Source organism: Mesorhizobium sp. M7A.F.Ca.ET.027.03.2.1, from assembly GCF_003999175.1.
Lineage (GTDB): Bacteria > Pseudomonadota > Alphaproteobacteria > Rhizobiales > Rhizobiaceae > Mesorhizobium.
This window is the reverse complement of the sequence record NZ_RZOM01001104.1, coordinates 1-2015: the sequence shown is the minus strand read 5'-3', so window position 1 is coordinate 2015 and position 2015 is coordinate 1. Positions and strand designations below refer to the sequence as shown.

General features: G+C 65.0%; 1 protein-coding gene. It reads left to right on the top strand.

Features of this window, described 5'->3' with window-relative positions; genetic code table 11:
• The coding region (locus tag EN750_RS31710; protein ID WP_145968103.1) for an efflux RND transporter permease subunit at positions 1–2015 on the top strand (2015 nt) is incomplete at both ends.

Below are 2015 nucleotides of genomic sequence, written 5' to 3'. Positions count from 1 at the left end.
CTGCAGAACCATGTGATGATCGCCGTCATCCTGGTGTTCATCGTCATCCTCTACGCGCTGTCCGGCCGCGCCTCGCTGCTCATCGGGCTTGCGATTCCGTCGTCCTTCCTGATCGGCATCCTGCTGCTGGCGATGATGGGCTACACGATCAACATGATCGTGCTGTTCAGCCTGATCCTGGCCGTCGGCATGCTGGTCGACGATGCCATCATCGTCACCGAGTTCGCCGAACGGCGGATGAGCGAGGGCATGCCGAAGGAGGAAGCCTTCGCGCTCGCCGCCAAGCGCATGGCCGGTCCGGTCATCGCCGCGACGATGACGCGCATCGCCGCCTTCTCGCCGCTGCTGTTCTGGCCGGGCATCATCGGCGACTTCATGAAGTACATGCCGATCACGCTGATCGTCACGCTATCGGCCTCGATGCTCTACGCGCTTGTCTTCGCGCCGACGCTGGGTGCGATCTTCGCCAAGGCGCCGCCGCATCATGAGGATGACAATCGCGACGGCTGGTACATGGCGATCGTCAAGCAGGCGGTGCGCTTCCCCATCACCGTGCTGGTGCTGACCGTCGCGCTCTTGTTCGGCGTCGGCTTTGCCTATTCGAAATACGGCGCCGGCGTCGAGTTTTTCCCGAATGTCGAGCCGGATTATGGCCTGCTCTACGTGCATGCGCGCGGCAATCTTTCGCTGGCCGAAATGGATACCGCGACCAAGATCGCGGAAGACAGGCTGCTCGGCTGGCCGGGTGTGAAGTCGGTCTACACCCGCGTCGGCAAGACGCAAGGCGGCGGCCAGGATATCCCCGAAGACGTCGTCGGCGTCATCCAGTACGAATTTATCGACTGGCGCGAGCGCAAGTCGGCGAACCACATCCTGGACGATCTGCGCGGCGTCATGGCCGGCATTCCCGGCGTCGATGTCGAGGTGCGCGTGCCGGAAGCCGGTCCGCCGACCGGCAAGCCGATCCAGATCAGGCTTTCGGCCGTCGACCCCAAGGGGCTCGACGACAAGGCCCGTGAGGTCGCGGCGCGCATCGGCAAGGTGCCCGGCGTCATCGATATTTCCGACGGCCTGCCGCCGCCCGGTGTCGACTGGGCGCTCGAGGTCGATCGTGCAAAGGCGGCGCAGTACGGCATCAGCCCAACCTCGGTCGGCACGGTGGTGCAACTGGTGACCAACGGGCTGAAGCTCTCGGAATACCGGCCTGCCGGGGCCGACGACGCCGTCGACATAAGACTGCGCCTGCCCGAGGACCGGCGCACGCTGTCGACGCTCGACGAACTCAGGGTGCAGACCTCGCAAGGGTCGGTGCCGATCTCGAACTTCGTCGTGCGCAAGCCCGAGCCGACGGTCGGCATCCTCAACCGCATCGACGGCGCGCGTACGGTGGTCGTCCAGGCCAACGTCGCCGCCGGCGCCCAGGTCGCGGCTGTGCAGGAGCAGGTCACCAAGGCCGTCGCCGATATGGATCTCGGCAGCGGCATCCGCTGGAAGCTGGCCGGCTCGAACGAGGACAGCGCCGAAGCCAGCGCCTTCCTCAGCAAGGCCTTCGGGGCGGCGATCTTCCTGATCTTCCTGGTGCTTCTGGCGCAGTTCAACAAGTTCACCAGCGTCTGGCTGGTGCTGTCCTGCGTGGTCATGGCGACGATCGGCGTGTTCCTCGGGCTGCTGATAACCGGCGAGACGTTCGGCATCGTCATGTCGGGCATCGGCGTCATCGCTCTGGCCGGCGTGGTGGTGAACAACAACATCGTGCTGATCGACACCTATGACCGGCTGCGTGAAGAAGGCTGGGACAAGGTCGAGGCGGTGCTGCAGACTTGCCGCGAGCGCGCCCGCCCGGTCGTGCTGACGGCTGTGTCGGCCATTCTCGGCGTGCTGCCGATCGCCTTCGGCCTCGGGCTGGAAATCTTCCATCACGAGACGACGATCAACGCGCCGTCGACGCAATGGTGGATTTCGCTGTCCTCGGCGATCGTCTTCGGCCTGTCCTTCGCCACGGTGCTGACGCTGGT